This window comes from Nonomuraea sp. NPDC048892 (genome assembly GCF_040649735.1).
Lineage (GTDB): Bacteria > Actinomycetota > Actinomycetes > Streptosporangiales > Streptosporangiaceae > Nonomuraea > Nonomuraea maheshkhaliensis.
This window is the reverse complement of sequence record NZ_JBEZFZ010000002.1, coordinates 490,342-509,468: the sequence shown is the minus strand read 5'-3', so window position 1 is coordinate 509,468 and position 19,127 is coordinate 490,342. Positions and strand designations below refer to the sequence as shown.

Below are 19,127 nucleotides of genomic sequence, written 5' to 3'. Positions count from 1 at the left end.
ATGACGACCGTCCCCACCAGAGCCCCCGAGCAGATCGCCTCTCCCGGCCCGGAGCCGCGGGGCCACCGCCGCAGGCAGCGCCGCAGCCGCGAGCGTCCCAACTGGCTGGCCGGCGTGAGCAGCGTGATCTGGCTGGCGATCGTGATCGTGCCGATCTACTGGATCGTCATCACCAGCTTCAAGTCGCAGAGCAAGTACTACGCCGAGAACCCGCTCATGCCGCCGTCGGAGCCGACGCTGGCCAACTACCGCATGGTCATCGAGGCGGACTTCCCGCAGTACTTCGTCAACAGCGTCATCGCCACGCTCGGCGCCGTCATCCCGGCCGTGCTGTTCAGCTTCATGGCGGCGTACGCGATCGTGCGGGCGGGCCGCGAGAGCCGGTTCCTGCGCTACACGAACTCGCTGTTCCTCATGGGGCTGGCGATCCCGCTGCAGGCCACGGTGATCCCGATCTACCTGATCATCATCAAGCTGGGCCTGTACGACACGCTGATGGCGCTGATCCTGCCGTCGATCGCCTTCGCCATCCCCCTGTCGGTGCTGATCCTGGCCAACTTCATCAGGGACGTGCCGAAGGAACTGTTCGACTCGATGCGGATCGACGGCGCGACCGAGCAGGTGACGATGTGGCGGCTGGCGTTCCCGCTGACCCGCCCGGCCGTGGTCACGGTGACCGTCTACAACGCGCTGCAGATCTGGAACGGGTTCCTGCTGCCGCTGATCCTCACGCAGAGCCCCGACAAGCGCACGCTGCCGCTGGCGCTGTGGTCGTTCCAGGGTCAGTACAGCATCAACGTGCCCGCGGTGCTGGCCTCGGTCGTGCTGACCACGCTGCCCATCCTCCTGCTGTACGTGGTGGGCCGCCGCCAGCTGCTCAGCGGTCTCACGGCGGGCTTCAGCAAGTGAGCCGCCCGCCCTTCATGTGAGTGCGTCATGTTAGAGCGCTTGTGAGAGCGCTCTCGTGGCGGCTCAGGTGCTCCATGTGGGCCTCGTAGAAGCGGTCGTCCCCGCGGGCGACGTGGCCGGCGAAGGCCGCGTCGCCCGCGGCGGCGCGTTCGCGCATAAAGGCGACCAGGTGTTCCAGGCGGGCCCGCGCCGTGCGCACCAGCGCCGCGCGATCGGCCTCGCCGAGCCCGTAGGCGTCGGCGAACAGCCGTAGCCGGCGCGCCTGCTCGCCGAGCGGCAGGCCGTCGACGTCGCCCGGCTGGTGCAGCGGCAGGAACCGGTAGGCGGCGTAGGCCACGTCCCATATCCGGGGGCCCGGGTGCGCCGTGTCGAAGTCGATCAGCGCGACCGGCCGCCCTTGCCGGAACACGCAGTTGTACGGCGCCACGTCGCCGTGGCAGACGACCTCGGCCGGCTCGACCGGCGGGAAGTACCAGACCGCGTCCGGCGGGGCCGCGAAGCCCGCGGTGGCGTCGTGGTAGCCGCGCAGCAGCCGGGCCGCCCCGGCCAGGGCGTCGTCGGTGCGCGACCACGCGGGCAGCGGGTAGTCGGCGGCCTCGCCCGGCACGAAGTCGAGAACCTCCCGCCCCTGCTCGTCGAGCCCGTGCGCGCGCGGCGCGCCGGTGAACCCGCGCGCCTGCAGGTGGCGCAGCAGCGCGTGCACGGCCGGCGTCCAGGGGCCGGCCGGACGGCGTACGGTGGCGCCCGCCCTGACCACGTGGTTGACCCCGCCGCCGGTCAGCACCTCTTCCCCGGGCACCGCCCCTCCTTGATCGCGTCCGGTCAGTGTGCCACGCGGCCCGGCGGCCACGCATCGCGTTTTTCACCGAATTCCCAGGTGGAGCGGGTAGAACAGGCGTCATGCCGGCCAACTCACCCGTGGTGCTCGTGGTGGACGACGAGCCCAACATCCGCGAACTGCTGCTCGACGCCCTGGAGCTGAACGGGTTCCGGGTGCGCACGGCCGCGTCGGCCACGCAGGCCCTCGACGCCGTCGGGCGGGAGCGCCCCGACATCATCCTGCTGGACGTGATGCTGCCCGACCTCGACGGGTTCGCGGTGGCGCAGCGGCTGCGGCCGGACGGCGGCGGGCCGCCGGTGCTGTTCCTGACCGCGCGGGACACGGTGGCCGACCGGATCGCGGGGCTGACGGCGGGCGGCGACGACTACGTCACCAAGCCGTTCAGCCTGGAGGAGGTGGTGCTGCGCATCCGCGCCATCCTGCGCCGTACGGGGCCGCGCGAGGAGTCCTGCGACGACGGGCTGCTGCGGTATGCCGATCTGGAGCTGGACGAGGAGACCCGCGTCGTCCGGCGGGGCGGGCGGCCCGTGCACCTGTCGCCGACCGAGTTCGGGTTGCTGCGGTACCTGATGATCAACGCGGAGCGGGTGGTCAGCAAGTCGCAGATCCTCGACCGCGTGTGGGACCACGGCTTCGGGACCGACAGCCGGATCGTGGAGTCGTACATCAGCTACCTGCGGCGCAAGATCGACGCCGATGGGCCGCCGCTGATCCACACGTTGCGCGGGGTCGGGTACTCGCTGCGTGACCAGCGCCTGCTGGAACGCGGCCGATGAGCCGGACGGGGATGCCAGGGCCGGCGGGTGAGATCGACCAGGTGGGCGTGGGGCGGTGCGGCGGATGAGGCTGGTGCGCCCGCTGGGGCGGGTGTGGCCGTTGCGGCGGCGGCTGCTGGCCGCGCTGCTGGGGCTGTCGGCGGCGGCGCTGGCGGTGTTCGCGGCGGCGGGGGTGCTGCTGCTCGACCGGTCGCTGATGTCGCGGGTGGACACGCAGCTCACCGACTTCGCCGCCTCGTTCGCCAGGCGCCCGCCACCGCCCCCGCCGGCGTCGCCGCCGCCGGACCGGGACGTGGAGCTGCCCAGCCAGTTCCGGGTCGCCTTCTTCACCCCGTCGGGGGCGGAGCTGCGCCGCCTGCCCGGCTCCGGCCAGGGGCCCGCCGTTCCCGCCCGCGCGGTGATCGATCCGCCGCCGGGGCCGTTCACGGTGCCGGCCAGGTCGGGCGCGGACGAGTGGCGCACGATCGTGCTGCGCCTGCCGGACGGCAACCGGGCCGCGGTCTCGATCTCCCTGGCCGACAACCGCGCCACCGTACGGCAGTTGCTGCTCATCGAGGCGGCGGCGGGCGCGCTGGTGCTGGTCCTGCTGGGGACGCTCGCGCACGCCGTGGTACGGCTCGGGCTGCGCCCGCTGACCAGGATGGAGCGTACGGCCACCGCCATCGCGGCGGGCGACCTGGAGCGGCGGGTGTCCGACAGCGACCCGCGTACCGAGACCGGGCGGCTCGGCCACGCGCTCAACGTCATGCTCGGCCGCCTCGCCGAGGCACTGCGCCAGCGGGAGCGCTCGGAACGGCGGCTGCGCCATTTCCTCGCCGACGCCTCGCACGAGCTGCGCACGCCGCTGACCTCCATCCGCGGGTTCGCCGAGCTGTACCGGCACGGCGGGAACCAGCAGGACCCGGCCGTGGCGCGGCTGCTGAGCCGGATCGAGAGCGAGGCGGAGCGGATGGGCGTGCTGGTGGCGGACCTGCTGCTGCTGGCGCGGCTGGACCAGGAGCGAGCGCTGGACCTGACCGAGGTGGACTTGCACGTCATCGCCGGTGACGTGGTGCACGGCGCGCGGGCCCGACATCCCGGGCGCTCGATCGAGCTGGTGCTGGGCGAGCGGCCGGTGCGGGTGATCGGGGACGAGCACCGCCTGCACCGGGTGGTGGAGAACCTGGTCGGCAACGCCGTGGCGCACACGCCGGAGGGGGCGGGCGTACGGGTGCTGGTGGGCGCACGCGATCCGGCTACGGCGCTCGTCGAGGTGCGTGACGAGGGGCCGGGGATCGATCCCGAGCACCTGCCACACGTCTTCGAACGCTTCTACCGCGCCGACCCTGCCCGCTCCCCCGGCGGCGACTTTGCCGACGGCCCCGGCGGCGGGGGTGCCAGCGAGGGTGGCTTCCCCGGCGGCGACGGGGGTTTCCGGACCGGCGGCCCGGGTGGCGAGGACGGCGGCCGCCGGACCGGCGGCCCGGGTGGTTCCGACGGCGGCCGGACCGGCGGCCGGGGTGGTGGGACCGGGCTGGGGCTGGCCATCGCGGCGGCGCTGGTCGAGGCGCACGACGGCCGGATCGAGGTGCGCAGCCGTCCCGGCCGGGGCACGGTCTTCCAGGTCCTGCTCCCCGTACGCGGCCCCGGGGGTTAGCCGTCGTTCACCTTCCGTCCTGGTGTGGTTCACACATTATTCCCAGGTTGGTGCGGTCACCTGTGGGCTGACACGGAAGGAGAGACATGCTGCGTGGATTCCGCAGGCGCGCCGTCTCCGCGGACCGGCCCGCGCTCCCCCGCCAGGACCCCGGCGAGGCGGGGCACGCGCTGCGCTCGCCCAGCAGGCTGCACGCGTTCAACCGGTACGAGATCAAGTATCTCGTGGACGCGCGGACAGCCGGCGAGCTGCGTGAGGAGATCGAGGGCCTGCTCGACCGCGACCGCTACAGCGGCGACGCCGGGTACGGCGTCTGGAGCGTCTACTACGACACCCGGCGGCTCCGCTTCTACTGGGAGAAGATCGAGGGCCTGAAGTTCCGCAGGAAACTGCGCGTGCGCCATTACGGTGACCGGTTCGCGGTCACGCCCGACACCCCCGTGCACGTCGAGATCAAGCAGCGGGTCAACCGGGTCACGCAGAAGCGCCGGGTGCGGCTGCCGTACCGGGACGCGCTGCTGCTGTGCGACGGGCGCGAGCTGGTCGAGCACGAGCCGTCGGAGCGCGGCTTCCTGGAGGAGGTGCTCGACCTCGTCTGCCGGCTCGACCTGCGGGCCACCGCGATGACCGGCTACCAGCGGCACGCGTACGTGGGCCGCGGCGCCGACGTGGGCCTGCGGGTGACCTTCGACCAGCGGGTACGCGGGCGGGACCGGGACTTCCACCTCGCCGCCGACGCCGAGAACCGGCTGATCGTGCCCGCCGGGAAGACGATCGTGGAGGTCAAGGCGAACGAGCGGGTGCCGTACTGGCTGACCGACCTGACCGCGAAGCGGAACCTTCAGGTGATCCGGGTCTCCAAGTACTGCCAGAGCGTGGAGGCGTACGGGCTGGCGCCGCGCTCGATCTTCCACATCCCCGGCCACGACCTCGACCCTCTGTATGGCCCCCGCCCCGCCCCTCGCCCCGACTCCCATCCCGACTTTGACCTGAACCACGGCCGCGCGTCGGCTCTGACGGCTCCCCCGGAGGCATGACCCCCATGGACTTCTCGTTCCAGGACCTGTCCGGCACGTTCAGCGTGGCCGACATCGCGATCGCGATGTCCCTGTCGTTCGTGCTCAGCGCGATGATCGGCTGGGTCTACCGGGCGACGCACCGCAACGTCTCCTACAGCCAGTCATACGTGCAGATGCTGCCCGTCCTCGGCATGCTCATCTCGCTGATCATGCTGGTCGTCGGCTCGAACATCGCCCGCGCCTTCGCCCTGGTCGGCGCCCTGTCGGTGGTGCGCTTCCGCAACGCCATCAAGGAGACCCGCGACGTCGGGTTCATCTTCCTGGTGATGGGCGTCGGCATGGCCGTCGGCACCCGCTTCTACCTGCTGGCCGTGGTGGCCGCGGTGGCCATCTCGCTGATCATCGTGGTGATGCACCGCTTCGACTGGTTCCGGCTGAACGTACGCCGCCAGGTCGTCAAGGTGCAGGTGCCCTCCGACGAGGACTACACCCAGGCGATCCAGGACGTGCTGCTGCGCCACACCGACGAGTTCGAGCTGGTCAGCATGGAGTCGATCAGGGCGGGCGCGCTGGTCGAGCTCATGTACACGACGAAGATCAAGAAGGGCGCCGAACCCGCCGACCTCATCGCCGCGCTGCGCGAACGCAACCACGGCCAGTCGGTCACGGTCCTGACCGGATACGACCAGACGGACCTGTGAGGTCCCCGTCATGGCACAGCCGAAGCGGCTCAAGCACCGCGTTCCCGTCAAACTCCGGCACCACTGGAAGCTGGTGGCCCTGTGCGCGGCTTTCCTGGCAACGTGCTGGGGGGTGCTCGGCAGCGGCACCGTCCGCCCGTACGTCACCGCCTCCGGCACCGCCGGGACCGACGCCGCCGTGCGGAACCTCACCGGGTCGCAGGAACTGTTCGACGCCTCCGCGCCGCACCAGGTGACCCTGACGTTCCGGGACGAGAGCTATCAGGACATGCTGACCGAGTACTTCAAGGACGGCGACAAGAAGTACGTCGAGGCGGACCTGACCATCGACGGGACCAGGATCCCGAGCGTGGGCATCCGGCTCAAGGGCAACTCGACGCTGCAGGGGCTCACCTGGAAGGGGCAGTCGCGGGTGCGGTCCGGGCGGGCGGGCGGCATGCCGGGCGGGCAACCACCCGACGGCCTCCGCCCACCGAACGGCTTCCAGCCGCCGGACGGCCAGACTCAACCCGACGGCCAGACCCAGGGGGACGGCCAGACCCAGGGTGACGGGCAGACCCAGGGGAACGGGCAGACCCAGTCCGATGGCCAGAAGCAGAGCGACGGCCAGACCCAGAACGGTGGCCAGGCTCAGCCCGGCGCCGATCAGCCAGGGGGCGGGCGGCCCGGCGGGTTCGGCGCCTCACTCAAGGCCGAGGAGCCGGAGAACCTGCCGTGGCTGATCAGTTTCGACGAGTTCGTCGAGGGCCGCCGTTACCAGGGCCACACCCAGCTCGCCGTACGCCCGGCCGCCGCGCAGTCCTCGGCCCTCCTGAACGAGGCCCTGGCCATCGCCATGGTGGGCGCGGCGGGCGAGCCGACGCAGCGCTCGGCCTACGCCTCCTTCTCGGTCAACGGCCGCGCCGCGGCACCGCGCCTCCTGGTCGAGTACCTGGACGAGGGGTACGCCGAACGCCTCGGCCACGGCGTCCTGTACAAGTCCCTGGCCTCCAGCCAGTTCGCCTACCAGGGCGAGGACCAGACCGAGTACGTGGACGACTTCAAGCAGGTCAACCTTAAAGGCGAGCGCGACCTGCAGCCCGTCATCGACCTGATCAAGTGGGTGGAGCAGTCGTCGGCCGAGGAGTTCGCCACGGGGCTGGCCACGCGGCTGGACGTGCAGTCGTTCGCCCGATATGTCGCTCTGCAGAACCTCCTGCTCAACTTCGACGACATGGCCGGCCCCGGGCGCAACTACTACCTCTGGTACGACCTGGACACGGCCACGTTCAAGGTGATCAGCTGGGACCTCAACTTCGCCCTCAACGGCAACGCCACCGCCGGCCCCGACGACACGATCAGCATGGGCTTCCCTCGCACGGCCAGGCCGACCCAGTCCCAGTCCGACCTGTCCCAGCCCAACCAGTCACAGGCTGAGCAGTCCCCGGCTGAGCAGTCCCAGGCGGGGCAACCCCAGGCCGGTCAGCGGGCGGGCGGGCCGGGAGGCGGCATGCGGATCGGCCACGCCCTGAAGGAGAAGTTCCTGGCCAACGCCGAATTCAACAAGCTGTACAAGCGCGAGTACGCCGCCCTCTACCGCAAGCTGCTGGCCAACGGCACGGCCACGGGCCTGCTGGACCAGGCGCTGGCCGCGTACGGACGCAATGAGCGCGCCGACACCACCAAGGCCGAGAAGGAGGCGACCACCCTCCGCGAGACCCTCGAAACCCGCACCAAAGCCCTCAAGTCCCTCGCGTGATCACGGATCCGCCGACCTGCCAATGGGCTTACTCGCCTGACCAGGGATCCGTCAGCCGGTTCACCGGCTCGCCCGCCTGACCGAGAAGCGGTTCGCCTGACCGAGGAGCGGTTCGCCTGATCACCCAGTTCGCTCACCTGACCAGGCGAGCCGCCCGCCTGGTCACCCCAAGCCGTTCCCTGACCAGGGGAGCCACTCCCCTATCCCCGGCCTCGCCTGATCATCGGGTCCGGCGGAACGCGACCGCCGTCGTCGAGCTGATGACCGTGACCAGCGCGACCGTCAGCAGCACGGTGTTCAGGGGGTTGTCCCGCCTGGCCGGCGGTTCGAGGCGTTTGACGTGCGACCGGGCCGACGGCGTGGGGGTCGGGGTCGGCGGAGGGGGCACACGTACCGGCTCAACGAGGGACGCGGGCGGCGCGGGAGGCACGACCTTGCGCGCCTCCGCCCTGGACCTGCGGCGCGGGCACTCCCCCACCTCGACCGCGCCCGAGCACACACCGTCCGGGTAGATCGTCACGTGGGGCAGCGTGATCTCGGGCGCGGCCCGCCGGTTCACGTTCGGGATCGAGATCGACACCTTGGGCCGGGGCGCGCGCCGTACCGACACCCGGGGCACCTTCACCGTCGGACCCACGGTGACGCCCTTGGGCGGGACGGGCGGCCGTACGGACACCTTCGGCACGGGCCTGGGCGACGGCACCCGCCCACCACCCCACCCCCTCACCGGCACCCGCCCAGGACCCGCCAGTGGCACCACCCCCGGCAGCACCGTCGCCGCCGGCCCTCGCCCCAACCCGGCAGCCGCCACCGGCACCGCCGCCACCCCTCGTGCCCACCCAGCCGCCACCATCGAGCCTTGACCGGCGTACACCGCTGTGGTCGTCGCCGGCGTGCGGACGGATCGGGGATCGCCGACGGCTGAAACGGGGCCGACGGCGGCGGCGGTGGTGAGGAGGGTGGCGGCGAGCAGCAGCGGCGCGCGTCCGGCTGCCACGGTCACATCCCCCCGGTGATCCGGGCGAACTCCTGCAGCGCCCCCTGGAACGCTTCCGGCCCGACCGCCAGCGGCCCGGCGAAGGCGCGGGAGATGTCCCAGGTCAGGTAGGTGCCGAAGCCCAGCAGCGCCGCCGTCGCCAGCAGCGGCAGCATCGCCAGCCCGCGCGGCCTGGCCCCGGCGAGGAACGGGAAGACGACGACCAGCACGCCCGTGAGGATCGTCAGCAGCAGCAGCCCGTCGGGCGGCGACGCGGCGGCGTCGGCGGTGCGCTGGGCGCGGGCCGTGGAGATGGCGCTGAGCTGCTCCAGCACGCCGGCCTTGGCATCTTCCTCGTCGTTGTCGCTCGTCTGCAACTCGGTGACGCGGCTGCGCAGGTCGTCCATCCGCTCGGCGCCGACCGGGTGCATCTTGCCGTCGGCCATGACCGGCCACTCGTCTCTCACGACGAACGCCACGTAGTCGCGCAACGACCGCCGCACCTCCTCCGGCGCGGAGCCGGGCAGGTCGGCGGCGGCCCAGTAGGCGTCGACCGCGGCCTGACTCTCGGCGTGGGTGTTGAGCCTGGCGGCGTCGGCCGTGGTCCATGGCACGATGATCGCGATCGCGAACACCAGCAGGAACATGGCCGAGAGCATCGCCCCGGCGTGCGCGGCGGACGGGCCGCTGGGATCGCGGTCCTCGCCCGCTCTCGTCACCCGCCTGAACAGCAGCGCGGTGAGCGCCACCGCGCCTACCGCCGCCAAGATCGAGAGCGTGTACGCCACCATGAAGATCTCCCGGATCTCTTTCGGATACGCAGTGTCACATTACTATCACACAGCGCAATGATGGCGTCAGGCGGTGAAAGGTAAAGTCCCGGGCAACCCCATGCCCGGCCCCGCGAGTCGCGCCCCCGGACCGGCACAGACGGCATTCGAGGGGTGTCCGCGTGCGGCGATGTCACTGTCGATGGACGGCCCGGTGAGGCGGCATCCCTTACGAGGCAACACCTCCTGCGAGGCGGCATCCCTCGTGAGGCGGCATCCCTCGTGAGGCGGCATCCCTCGTGAGGCGGCATCCCTCGTGAGGCGGCATCCCTCGTGAGGCGGCGCTGCCGGAGGCAACCACCCCGGAGCGCCGCCTCCGGGCAGGTGCCCGAAAGGTGTCTCTGCGGGGGTGAAGGCACTCGGGGCGGCCCGCATGGCTACGTGCGGGCCGCCCCGATGGCCGCGGACCCGGCGCCGGTATGGCGAGGACCGGCGCTGCGACGTGGCAGCTGCTCCACGGGGGCCGTCGGGCACCTTCCCCTGCGCGGCGAGGACCCCGGCCGTCCCTCCGCGAACGGCCTGAAGATCCACACTGCGCCCCTCCCACAGGGAAGCCTCACATGTCCGACCTAGGGATTCCCCCGGGCGTGATCTCCCTCCAGCACGCAGATCAACTCCAGCCACCCACACCACCCCGGTCACCGCCCCTTCGTGACGCCGACCCACCGGGCGCCATCGCCCAAACGCCCTCCGCTCAAGGCCTGCCGCCCGCCGACGCATGGACGTATCGACGCATCGACGCAACCGTGCCATCACCGCCGCCGTCCCGATCAGCGCCACCATGCCATCGGCGCCAGGGGACCTGCTCTAAGGTCCGGGTGACGGGACCCCGGTGGAGGGACCGCTGGTGGGGATCGGTAGGCGGGAGCCGGACGCGAGGCAGGGAGCTGGGAGCGCCGCCGGCGGCTGAGGACGGCAGCCGGGAGCGAGGGTGGGAGCCGGGCCTGGGAGCCGGGGCGGTGGACGGGGGCTTGGTGATCGTGGGTTGTGGGGCGGGTTGCTGGACGGATTGGCGGGGTTGACTGGGGAGCATCACCAAATGTCCAACGGTTTGGTGATATTTCGGGAATCTGGGGACCATAGGGGGCGTGAATCTCAACGGCCGTAAATTCGTGATGGTGAGCTCCACGGCGAGCGTGGTGAACCCCGACAGCCCCACCCGGTTCGAGTACTGGGAGGACGACGAGGTGGTGTGGGGCAGCTACACGGGCGACACCGTAACCCAGGGGCGCTTCGTCGGCACCAGGGACGGTGACCAGGTGTCGATCACCTACGTGCACGCACTGGTGGCCGGGGGCAAGGCGGCCGGGAGGAGCACCAGCCGCATCGAGGCCGGTGAAAACGGGCGGCTGCGGCTGGTGGAGGAGTTCGCGTTCGAGGGGGATGACACGCCGCACGTGAGTGTGTGCGCCGAAGTGGCCTGATCGCCGAGCCGAGCGCGCACGTCAGCCGTCCCCGAGCTGAGCGCGCACATAAAGACCGTCCCCGAGCCGAGCACACCCGTCAGCCGTCCTGACGCAGCAGCGCAGGTCTTCGATCCTTCTGGTGCAGGGAGGCGGCCGTCCTGGTGAGAGACGTCAGCCGTCCTTGCGCAGGGCGGCGCGGCCCTCGGCGGCGCCGACGAAGCGCATCTTGCCGAGCGGCACGTCCCCCTGCGCCTCAGGAGCCGGTCGTCGCGGGGCGCGCGGCCGGTCACGGTCGCCGTCGCTCGGCAGCACGTACGGCCGCCTGAGCACCTCGTCCAGGATGAACACCGTCTCCGTCGCCTTGACGGCGGGGATGTTGGCCAGCCGGTCGGTCACCATGGTGTGCACGGCGGCCACGTCGGAGACCCGTACCTGGATCATGGCGTCGTGCTGGCCGGTGGTGATCGCGCAGTACTCCACCTCCGGCATCCTGGCCAGCTCGGCCCTGAACTGCTTCCACATCTGCTGGCGTACGGTCACGAAGATCAGCGCCGTGATGCCGAGCCCGGTCCTGACGTGGTCGATCTCGGCGGTGAAGCGCTTGATCGCGCCGTCGGCGCGCAGTGCCTCGAAGCGGGTGTAGGCGTTGGCGCGCGAGATGCCCACCCGCTCGGCCAGCGCGGCCACCGAGATCCGGCCGTTCTCGCGCAGGACCTCGAGGATCTTCATGTGGACGTCGTCCAGTTCGAGCCCGATGCCGATCCGTCCAGGTTGACCGGCACCGCCGACACCATTTCTGGAAATTTCACTCATCATTACCTCACCGCACTTTATATCCGTCTTGCTGACCGCACAGAGCCTGGACGTTCTGCCGGACAATCCTCGACATCCTTCTGCTGAACGTCCAATTTTGGAGGAACTACATGGCGACCCGCTCGCAGACGGCGGCTGTGCTGCTCGCCGGTGCACTCGCCCTCGCCGCCTGCGGAAGCGGCGGCGGCACCTCGCAGACCCCGGCCGCGGCCGGGGGCAAGACCCTCGTCATCGACACCTCCTTCGACCTCAAGACGGCCGACCCGGGCCGCACGTACGAGCCGACCGGCCTGATCATCGGCAAGGCGGTCTACGAGACGCTGCTGACGTTCGACGGGGCCGACGTGACCAAGCCGGTGCCGGCGCTGGCCGAGTCGTACGAGCTGTCCGAGGACGGCAAGACGCTGACGCTCAAGCTGAAGCAGGGGGCCACGTTCGCCGACGGCTCACCGCTGACGGCCGACGACGTGGTGTTCTCGCTCACGCGGGTGCGTGACATGAAGGGTACGCCGTCCTTCCTGCTGGACGGCGTCGAGGTGGCCAAGACCGACGACTCGACGATCACGCTGACGTCGAAGGCGGCCAACCCGGCCCTGCCGTTCATCCTGCCGAACCCGGCCCTCGGCATCATCAACAGCAAGCTCGCCAAGCAGAACGGTGCGACGACGGACCCGCAGGACAAGGCCGAGCAGTACCTGAACGCCTCCTCGGCCGGCTCGGGCCCATACCAGATCGAGTCGTTCAACGTGAGCAGCCAGGTCACGCTCAAGGCGAACCCGAAGTACTACGGGACCAAGCCCGCCTACGACAAGGTCGTCATCCGCAACGTCGAGGCCGCCACCCAGAAGCTGAACGTCCAGCGCGGTGACAGCCAGGTGGCGCTCAACCTGTCGGGCGACCAGGTCACCGGCATGCCCGCGACCCTCCAGGTGAAGAAGACCCCGTCGGCGAACGTCATCTTCCTGCTGGCCAACCAGGACTCCGGCATCAGCAAGACGACCACGAACCCCAAGTTCGTCGAGGCCGTGCGCAAGGGCGTGGACTACGCCGGACTGCTGGAGCTGGCCGGCGAGGGCTCGACGCAGGCCCCCGGCGTGATCCCGTCGCAGCTCCTCGGCGCCCTGCCCGCCGACCAGGGGGCCAAGCGCGACGTCGAGGGCGCCAAGGCGGCGCTGGCCGCCAGCGGGCTGTCCAACCCGACGGTCAAGCTGGAGTACCCGAGCGAGCTGACCGTGAACGGCCTGTCGTTCCAGCCGCTGGCCGAGCGCATCCAGGCCAACCTCAAGGAGGTCGGCATCACGGTCGACCTGCAGCCGGCGCCGGTCACGACGGCGCTGGACAACTACCGCAACGGCAAGGAGGAGATGGGCCTGTGGTACTGGGGCCCCGACTACCCCGACCCGAGCGACTACCTCGCCTTCCTGCCCGGTAAGACGGTGGGCCTGCGGGCCGGCTGGAAGAAGGGCGCGGCGAAGGAGATCGAGGCCGCGGGCGACAAGGCCGCCGTCACGATCGGCGACGAGGCGCGCGGGGCCGCGTACGTGGACGTCCAGACGAAGCTGAACGCCTCGGGCCCGTTCGTGCCGCTGATCCAGCCGGGCCAGAACATCGTGACCGCCGCGTCGGTGACCGGCCTCGAGTACCACCCCGTGTGGACGGTGGACGTCGCCGACCTCGGCGCGAAGTAAGGGCGGCACAGGGTGCATCCGCTCGCGCGGTTCCTGATCCGGCGGATCCTGCTGGCCGTGCTGATGGCCTGGGGCATCACCCTGGTGACGTTCGTGCTGACGAACCTCGTCCCGGGTGACCCCGTGGCCGCCAACCTCGGCCAGCGGGCCCTGGGCGATCCCGCCATCGTGGCGCAGTGGCGGGCCGAGCACGGCCTGGACAAGCCGCTCTGGCAGCAGTACCTCATCCACCTCCAGGGCCTGGTCCAGGGCGACCTGGGCATGAGCCAGCAGAGCCACCGCCCGGTGAGTCAGGATCTGGCCGAGTTCGTCCCGGCCACGCTGGAGCTGGCGGGCGCGGCGATCCTGGTCTCGCTCGTGCTGGGCGTGGGCTTCGGCGTGGTGGCGGCGCTGCGCAGGGACCGTCTCCCGGATCACGCGCTGCGGGTGCTGAGCCTGATCGGCATCTCCGTGCCGACGTTCTGGCTGGCGCTGCTGGCGTTCTACGTGTTCTTCTACCGGCTGCAGCTCACCCCGGGCAGCGGCCGGGTGGACGTCGCGCTCGGCCTGGCGCCGCCCGTGACCGGCCTGCAGACGGTGGACGCGCTGCTGGCCGGCCGGTGGGACATCTTCGCCTCCGCCGCCGGCCACCTCGTCACACCCGCCCTGGTGCTGGCGCTCTACACGATCGGGCTGCTGACCAGGTTCACCCGCTCGGCGGTGCTGGAGGTGCTGGGGCAGGACTACGTGCGCGCCGCGAGGGCCAAGGGCCTGCCAGGGCGCACGATCCTGTTCCGGTACGTGCTGCGCTCGGCCCTGGTGCCCATCATCACCGTGGCAGGCCTGGCCTTCGGCAGCCTGCTGTCCGGCACCGTGCTGGTCGAGGCGATCTTCGCCTGGCCGGGCGTCGGCCAGTACGCCTACAAGAGCGCCACCACCCTCGACCTGCCCGCCGTCATGGGCGTCGGCCTCGTGGTGGGCATCGTGTACCTGGTCATCAACCTGATCGTGGACGTCCTGTACGGCGTCATCGATCCCCGAGTGAGGCTCCAATGAGACGGCGCGACCCCCTCGCGCGCAAAGGCCTGCTGCGCAGGCTGCCGGAGGCGTGGCGCCAGCCGCTGGCCGTCGTCGGCGGCGTGCTGGTCGTCGCCTGGCTCGTGGTCGCGCTGGCCGCGCCCGCGCTGGCGCCGCACGACCCCCTCGCCCAGGAACTGCCGCGGCTGGCCGCTCCAGGGCCCGGCCACTGGTTCGGCACCGACCAGCTCGGCCGCGACATCCTCAGCCGGGTCATGTACGGGGCGCGCGTGTCGATCCCGCTGACGCTGCTGCTGGTGGCGCTGTCGGTGCTGATCGGCGGCCTGCTCGGCGCGTGCGCCGGGTACTTCGGCCGCTGGGTGGACGAGACGATCATGCGGGTGGCGGACCTGGTGTTCGCCTTCCCCACGGTCATCCTGGCCATGGTGGTGGCCGCGGCGCTCGGCGCGAGCCTGACGAACGCGGTGCTGGCCGTGCTCGTCGTCGCCTGGCCCGCCTACGCGCGGGTGACGCGCGGGCTGGTGCTGGGCGTGCGGGAGCGGGAGTTCGTGCTGAGCGGGCGGCTGCTGGGCTTCTCGGTGTGGCGCTCGCTGCGGGTCGACGTGCTGCCGAACGTGACCGGCCCGGTGCTGGTGCTGGCCACGCTCGACATCGGCACGGCGCTGCTGCTGCTGTCCGGGCTGTCGTTCCTGGGCCTGGGCGCCAAGCCGCCCTCGCCCGAGTGGGGGGCGATGGTCGCCTCCGGCGTCGAGGTGTTCGACAGCTGGTGGGTGGCGACGTTCCCCGGTCTGGCGATTTTGACCGTGGTGCTGGCGTTCAACTTCCTCGGCGACACCCTGCGCGACGCCCTCGACCCCCGTACGGCCCGCGCGATCAAGGAGCGTGCGCTGTGACGCTGGACATCACCGAGCTGAAGGTGTCGATCGGCGGGAAGGACATCCTGCGCGGCGTCGACCTGCGGCTGTCAGAGGGCCGGGTGCACGGCCTGGCCGGGGAGAGCGGCTCGGGCAAGACGATGACCGGGCTGGCCGTGCTGGGGCTGCTGCCGCACGGCGCGCGGACCACGGGCGCGATCCGGCTCGGCGAGCGCGACCTGCTGACGCTGCCGCCCAAGGAGCTCAACCGGGTGCGCGGCGGCGAGGTCGCCATGGTCTTCCAGGACCCGGCGACGAGCCTGCACCCGATGCTGACGATCGGCAAGCAGCTCACCGAGCACATGCGTCACCATCTCGGCCTGGGCAAGGCGGAGGCGAAGGCGCGGGCGGTGGAGCTGCTCGGCAAGGTGCGCATCCCGGGCCCGGCGGAGGCGTACGGGCGCTTCCCGCACCAGTTCTCCGGCGGGATGCGGCAGCGCATCGCCATCGCCGTCGCCCTGGCCTGCTCGCCGAAGGTGCTGATCGCCGACGAGCCCACGACCGCGCTGGACGTGACCGTCCAGGCGGGTGTGCTGCGGCTGCTGCGCGGCCTCTGCGACGAGCTGGGGCTGGCGGTGCTGCTCGTGACGCACGACCTGGGCGTCATGTCGGCCGTCGCGGACGAGGTGAGCGTGATGAAGGACGGTCTGGTGGTGGAGTCGGGGCCGCGCGCCCGTGTGCTGCGCGAGCCCGAGCACCCCTACACCCGCTCGCTGCTGGACTCCCTGCCTGATACGGAGCTGTCATGAGCCTGCTGACCATTGACGACCTGGTGGTCGAGCACCGCTCCCCCGGCCGGCCCGTGGTGCGGGCGGTGGCCGGGGCCAGCCTGGCGGTCCATCCCGGCGAGGTCGTCGGGCTGGTCGGCGAGTCCGGCTGCGGCAAGTCGACGCTGGCCCGCGCGGTCTGCGGGCTGAACCCGATCACGGCAGGCTCGGTCGCCTTCGACGGGCAGCCGGTCACCCCGCTCGGGCTGCGCCGCAGGAAACTGACCGGGATCCAGATGGTGTTCCAGGACCCGTACGCGTCGCTGAACCCCAGGCGGCGGGTGGGCGAGCAGATCGCCGACGGGCTGCGCACCTCGCGCGACACCGCCACCACCCCCGCCGACCTGCTGGAACGCGTCGGGCTTCCGCGCGACTTCGCGGGGCGGCACCCGCACGAGTTCTCCGGCGGGCAGCGGCAGCGCATCGCCATCGCGCGGGCGCTGGCGGCCAGGCCGCGGCTGCTGATCGGCGACGAGCCGATCTCGGCCCTGGACGCCTCCGCGCAGGCGCAGGTGGCCAGGCTGATGCGGGACCTGGCCGTGGAGTCGGGGGCGGGGCTGCTGTTCATCAGCCACGACCTGTCGGTGGTGCGGCTGATCGCGGACCGGATCGCGGTCATGTACCTGGGCAAGATCGTCGAGGTGGGCGACACGGCCGAGGTGTGGGCCGAGCCGCGGCACCCGTACACGAAGGCGCTGCTGGGGGCGATCCCCAAGCCGGACGGGCTGGGCGTGCTGCCCGCCGAGCTGCCGGGGGACGTGCCCGATCCGGCGAACCCGCCGGGCGGATGCCGGTTCAGCCCGCGCTGCCCGATGGTGATGGACGTGTGCCGCGAGAAGGAGCCGGACTTCGGGCCGGTCGCCTGCTGGCTGCACGAGCCCAAGTGAGCCGCGAACCGTGCGACGCCGTAGGCGGCCGGGCGGCGGACGCCGGGGGCCCGCACGAGGCGGTGAGCGGCCGGGTGGCGGACGCCGGAGAGCCGCACGACGCCGTGAGCGGCCGGGTGGCGGCGGTGCGGGAGGCGATGGCGGGGGCCGGGGTGGACGCGCTGGTGCTGCGGCCCTCGCCGGACTACCGGTTCCTGGGCGGGGGTCCCGACAGCCGGGCGGGGGCGTTCATCGTCGTGACGGGCGACGCGGTGGCCGAGACCGCCGATCCGGCCGGGCTGGTGCCCGAGGGGGCGCGGCGGGTCGGGGTGGATCCGGAGATGCGGGTCCGGGAGCTGTTCGGGATGGCGATCGAGGCCGAGCTCGTGCCCGCCTCGTCGGTGCTGGCGCCGCTGCGGCTGCGTAAGGAGCCGTACGAGGTGGAGGCCATCGGCCGGGCGGTGGCCGCCGCGGAGGGGGTGCTGGCGCGGGCGCGTGAGCTGGCCTGGTTCGGGGCGACCGAGCGGGCGATGGCGCACCGGCTGCGGGTGCTGCTGGCGGAGTCGGGCTGCGAGGAGCTGGTCGCGCTGCGGGTGGCGGCGGGCGAGCACACGGCGCGGCCCGCGCACGTGCCGGGCGAGCGGGTGATCAATCCCGGCGACGCGGTGACGGTGTCGGTGTGCGGGCGGTGGGGCGGCTACTGCGCCGAGGTGGCCAGGGTGTTCGTGGTGGCCGAGCCGCCGGAGGACTTCGAGGCGATGTACTCCGTGGTGACGGCGGCCTACCGGGCCGGGCTGGGGGCGGTGCGGCCGGGCGTCGCGGTGGCGGAGGTGGCGCGGGCGGTCGGCGAGGTGATCGACGGCAGCGGGTACGGGCGCTTCGCCGCACCCCGCACCTGCCGGGGTGTCGGCCTCGGGCCCGACGAGGGGCCGAGGGACGGCGAGGACACCATGCTGGCGGCCGGGATGACGTTCTGCCTCGAACCGGCCATCTACGTGCCCGACCTGTTCGGGGCCCGGGTGGCGGACGTGGTGGCCTGCGCGGAACGGGGCCCCGTGCCGCTCGGCTCCAGCCCGCACACGCTGCACGTTCTCGACCGTTAGCCCCTGCGCCGCCGTACGGGAGCGCTCGACTACGCTGGTCACCGTACCGGTGGGTGAGCGGCTCGGGCTGCCCCCGCCTGTCCTGATGACGCTGCTGGGCATCGTGCTGGCCGCCCTGCCCTTCGTCCCGAACGTGGACGTACCGCCCGGCATCGTGCTGCCGCTGCTGCTGCCTCCCCTGCTGCCTCCCCTGCTGCCTCCCCTGCTGTACGCGGCCGTCCAGCGCACCTCGTGGCGGCAGTTCGCGGCCAGCCGGCAGCCGATCTTCCTGCTCGCCGTGGCGCTCGTCTTCGTGACCACGGCGGCCGTGGCGGCGGTCGCGGACGCGCTCGTGCCCGGGCTGCCGCTGGCGGCGGCGGTGGCCATGGGCGCGCTGGTGGCGCCGCCCGACCCGGTCGCGGCCACGGCGGTGGCGGGCCGGCTCGGGCTGCCCAGGCGCCTGGTGTCGCTACTCGAAGGCGAGGGCCTGTTCAACGACGTCACCGCGATCGTGCTCTACCACGTGGCCATCGCGGCGGCCGTGACCGGCACCTTCTCGTGGCCGGGTGCGCTGACCGAGTTCGTGCTGTCGGCCGTGGTGGCCGTGCTGGTGGAGACGGAGGGCGGCGGGCCGTTCCCCGAGCGGGCGGTCATCGTGTTCATCTCCTTCGCGGTCATCCTGGTGACGCTGATCGTGCAGGGGCTGACCTTGCCGTGGCTGGTGACCAGGCTCGGAGTGAAGGGCGACACGGCGGCCGAGCGGGAGCTGGAGAAGCGGCTGGCGGTCGAGGCGGCCAGGGCGGCCAAGCGGCGGCTGCGGCAGATCGACGAGGCCGAGGACCTGCCCGAGGAGGTGGTCGAGCTGCTGACCCGGCGCATGATGGACCTGGGCCTGCGGATCAGCCCCGAGATCGCCGACGACGAGCGGCGCGAGGCGTACGAGCAGCGGGCCCGGCGGATCAAGCTGGTGCGGCGGGTGCAGGGCGAGATGTTGTCCGCCGCCCGGCAGGTGGTCCTGGAGGCGCGCCGGGACCGGGCGCCGACCCGGCGGTGGTCTCCCGCGTCCTGCGCCGCCTCGACGCCAGAAGCTGGCGCTGACCCGTCCCGCGCCACCCCGGCGCCAGATGCCGGCCCTAAAGCCAGCGCTG

Annotated in this window: 19 protein-coding genes and 1 pseudogene; 15 read left to right on the top strand and 5 right to left on the bottom strand. The window is 71.9% G+C overall.

Annotation, left to right across the window (positions count from 1 at the left end):
• A complete protein-coding gene (locus AB0C28_RS07720; RefSeq protein ID WP_358073402.1) occupies positions 1 to 909 on the top strand; it encodes a carbohydrate ABC transporter permease in 909 nt (302 codons plus the stop codon).
• Positions 910 to 934: 25 nt separating this feature from the next.
• Here the strand turns inward: AB0C28_RS07720 and AB0C28_RS07715 are convergent, their stop codons facing one another.
• On the bottom strand, positions 935 to 1,708 hold the full coding sequence (locus tag AB0C28_RS07715; RefSeq protein ID WP_357841934.1) for a phosphotransferase: 774 nt from the start codon (positions 1,706 to 1,708) through the stop codon (positions 935 to 937).
• Between the two features lie 101 nt (positions 1,709 to 1,809).
• Between AB0C28_RS07715 and AB0C28_RS07710 the strand changes: the two genes are divergently transcribed.
• From AB0C28_RS07710 to AB0C28_RS07690, 5 genes are all read left to right on the top strand, one after another.
• The gene (locus AB0C28_RS07710) at positions 1,810 to 2,526 is read left to right on the top strand and encodes a response regulator transcription factor (protein WP_357841931.1); all 717 of its coding nucleotides are present in this window, start codon (positions 1,810 to 1,812) and stop codon (positions 2,524 to 2,526) included.
• A gap of 64 nt (positions 2,527 to 2,590) precedes the next feature.
• On the top strand, positions 2,591 to 4,162 hold the full coding sequence (locus AB0C28_RS07705; protein ID WP_358073401.1) for a HAMP domain-containing sensor histidine kinase: 1,572 nt from the start codon (positions 2,591 to 2,593) through the stop codon (positions 4,160 to 4,162).
• Between the two features lie 86 nt (positions 4,163 to 4,248).
• Positions 4,249 to 5,199: a VTC domain-containing protein gene (locus AB0C28_RS07700; protein ID WP_358073400.1), complete on the top strand. Its 951-nt coding sequence runs from the start codon at positions 4,249 to 4,251 to the stop codon at positions 5,197 to 5,199.
• On the top strand, positions 5,196 to 5,882 hold the full coding sequence (locus AB0C28_RS07695) for a DUF4956 domain-containing protein (protein ID WP_357841921.1): 687 nt from the start codon (positions 5,196 to 5,198) through the stop codon (positions 5,880 to 5,882). The genes AB0C28_RS07700 and AB0C28_RS07695 overlap by 4 nt, the downstream gene beginning before the upstream one ends.
• Positions 5,883 to 5,892: 10 nt before the next feature.
• Complete coding sequence (locus AB0C28_RS07690; RefSeq protein ID WP_358073399.1) at positions 5,893 to 7,620, top strand: CotH kinase family protein; 1,728 nt, start codon at positions 5,893 to 5,895, stop codon at positions 7,618 to 7,620.
• A gap of 220 nt (positions 7,621 to 7,840) precedes the next feature.
• Here AB0C28_RS07690 and AB0C28_RS07685 read toward each other — a convergent pair whose 3' ends face one another.
• Together AB0C28_RS07685 and AB0C28_RS07680 are read right to left on the bottom strand one after the other, a co-directional pair.
• A complete protein-coding gene (locus AB0C28_RS07685; protein WP_358073398.1) occupies positions 7,841 to 8,617 on the bottom strand; it encodes a hypothetical protein in 777 nt (258 codons plus the stop codon).
• Between the two features lie 2 nt (positions 8,618 to 8,619).
• Positions 8,620 to 9,387, bottom strand: a complete 768-nt coding sequence (locus AB0C28_RS07680) for a hypothetical protein (RefSeq protein ID WP_357841912.1) — start codon at positions 9,385 to 9,387, stop codon at positions 8,620 to 8,622.
• A 1,127-nt stretch (positions 9,388 to 10,514) separates the two neighbouring features.
• Here AB0C28_RS07680 and AB0C28_RS07675 point away from each other — a divergent pair.
• Positions 10,515 to 10,850, top strand: coding sequence for a hypothetical protein (locus tag AB0C28_RS07675; RefSeq protein ID WP_357841909.1), 336 nt, complete (start codon positions 10,515 to 10,517; stop codon positions 10,848 to 10,850).
• Positions 10,851 to 11,003: 153 nt separating this feature from the next.
• On the opposite strand, the gene AB0C28_RS07670 is transcribed toward AB0C28_RS07675, so the two are convergent.
• On the bottom strand, positions 11,004 to 11,561 hold the full coding sequence (locus tag AB0C28_RS07670; protein ID WP_346115027.1) for an Lrp/AsnC family transcriptional regulator: 558 nt from the start codon (positions 11,559 to 11,561) through the stop codon (positions 11,004 to 11,006).
• Here AB0C28_RS07670 and AB0C28_RS07665 point away from each other — a divergent pair, their 5' ends adjacent.
• From AB0C28_RS07665 to AB0C28_RS07630, 8 genes and pseudogenes are all read left to right on the top strand, one after another.
• A complete protein-coding gene (locus tag AB0C28_RS07665) occupies positions 11,562 to 11,732 on the top strand; it encodes a hypothetical protein (protein WP_346115026.1) in 171 nt (56 codons plus the stop codon).
• A 23-nt stretch (positions 11,733 to 11,755) separates the two neighbouring features.
• Positions 11,756 to 13,333, top strand: coding sequence for an ABC transporter substrate-binding protein (locus tag AB0C28_RS07660; protein WP_357841906.1), 1,578 nt, complete (start codon positions 11,756 to 11,758; stop codon positions 13,331 to 13,333).
• Positions 13,334 to 13,345: 12 nt separating this feature from the next.
• Positions 13,346 to 14,368 carry an ABC transporter permease gene (locus tag AB0C28_RS07655; protein ID WP_357841903.1) on the top strand — a complete coding sequence of 341 codons (1,023 nt, stop codon included), beginning with the start codon at positions 13,346 to 13,348 and terminating at the stop codon, positions 14,366 to 14,368.
• Positions 14,365 to 15,243, top strand: coding sequence for an ABC transporter permease (locus AB0C28_RS07650; protein WP_357841900.1), 879 nt, complete (start codon positions 14,365 to 14,367; stop codon positions 15,241 to 15,243). Before AB0C28_RS07655 ends, AB0C28_RS07650 begins: the two co-directional genes overlap by 4 nt.
• Positions 15,240 to 16,013, top strand: a complete 774-nt coding sequence (locus tag AB0C28_RS07645) for an ABC transporter ATP-binding protein (protein ID WP_357841897.1) — start codon at positions 15,240 to 15,242, stop codon at positions 16,011 to 16,013. Before AB0C28_RS07650 ends, AB0C28_RS07645 begins: the two co-directional genes overlap by 4 nt.
• Positions 16,010 to 16,918, top strand: a complete 909-nt coding sequence (locus tag AB0C28_RS07640; RefSeq protein WP_346115021.1) for an ABC transporter ATP-binding protein — start codon at positions 16,010 to 16,012, stop codon at positions 16,916 to 16,918. The genes AB0C28_RS07645 and AB0C28_RS07640 overlap by 4 nt, the downstream gene beginning before the upstream one ends.
• Positions 16,915 to 18,000, top strand: coding sequence for a M24 family metallopeptidase (locus AB0C28_RS07635; RefSeq protein ID WP_358073397.1), 1,086 nt, complete (start codon positions 16,915 to 16,917; stop codon positions 17,998 to 18,000). Before AB0C28_RS07640 ends, AB0C28_RS07635 begins: the two co-directional genes overlap by 4 nt.
• Before the next feature lie 85 nt (positions 18,001 to 18,085).
• A pseudogene (locus AB0C28_RS07630) lies at positions 18,086 to 18,532 on the top strand (cation:proton antiporter); the annotation flags it as partial.
• On the opposite strand, the gene AB0C28_RS07625 reads toward AB0C28_RS07630, so the two are convergent.
• The gene (locus AB0C28_RS07625) at positions 18,496 to 19,092 is read right to left on the bottom strand and encodes a hypothetical protein (RefSeq protein ID WP_358073598.1); all 597 of its coding nucleotides are present in this window, start codon (positions 19,090 to 19,092) and stop codon (positions 18,496 to 18,498) included. The pseudogene AB0C28_RS07630 and the gene AB0C28_RS07625 sit on opposite strands and share 37 nt — an antisense overlap.
• Positions 19,093 to 19,127 lie beyond the last annotated feature (35 nt).